The 631-nt window shown below is 74.2% G+C and carries 1 protein-coding gene; it reads right to left on the bottom strand.

The window, feature by feature from the left end; all coding sequences use genetic code 11:
- Positions 1-631 (bottom strand): HNH endonuclease signature motif containing protein (locus KMZ30_RS21380; protein ID WP_215520194.1); only part of this gene is annotated, 631 nt, incomplete at both ends.

Consider the following 631-nt stretch of genomic DNA (forward strand, 5'->3'; position numbering starts at 1 on the left):
GGTCGTCGGGTGGGTGGCGGAGGGTGTCGAGGTGGTGGTCGTAGGAGCCGGGGGTGAGGTCCCAGGTGACGTGGTGGCCGTCTTGGTCGGGGTGTGTTCGGACGGTGGCCCAGAGGCGGCGTTGGTGGACGTGGGTGTGGTGTCGGGGGCACAGGAGGGCGGCGTTGGTGACGTCGGTGGGTCCGCCGTCGGCCCAGTGGTGGATGTGGTGGGCGCGGGTCCAGGCGGCGGGGGCGGTGCAGCCGGGGTAGGTGCAGCCGCGGTCGCGCAGCAGGAGGTGTCGGCGTTGTCCGCGGGTGTAGAGGCGCAGGATGCGGGTGAGGGTGAGGGGTTCGCCGCGGGCGCCGAGCAGGTGGACCAGGAGGCCGGCGTCGCAGCCGAGGCGGCGGACGGTCTCGGGGGGCAGGAGGGTGCCGTCGGCGGTGGTGGCCAGGACGGTGCCTGCGCGGCGCGCGGTCGATGACGAGGGGAGGGGAGCGGTCGCGGAAGGGACTGCCTGATCGGTGAGGTCCGCGAGCAGCTCGCCGGGGTCTCGGGTCGTCCCGCTCGTGAGGTCGGTCAGGGGGATGGTGAGGTGGAGGGTGGTGTCGGGGCCGCGGTCGGTGTCGTGGGTGCCGGTGTGCAGGGTGGT

This window comes from Phycicoccus mangrovi (assembly GCF_018729305.1).
Lineage (GTDB): Bacteria > Actinomycetota > Actinomycetes > Actinomycetales > Dermatophilaceae > Phycicoccus > Phycicoccus jejuensis.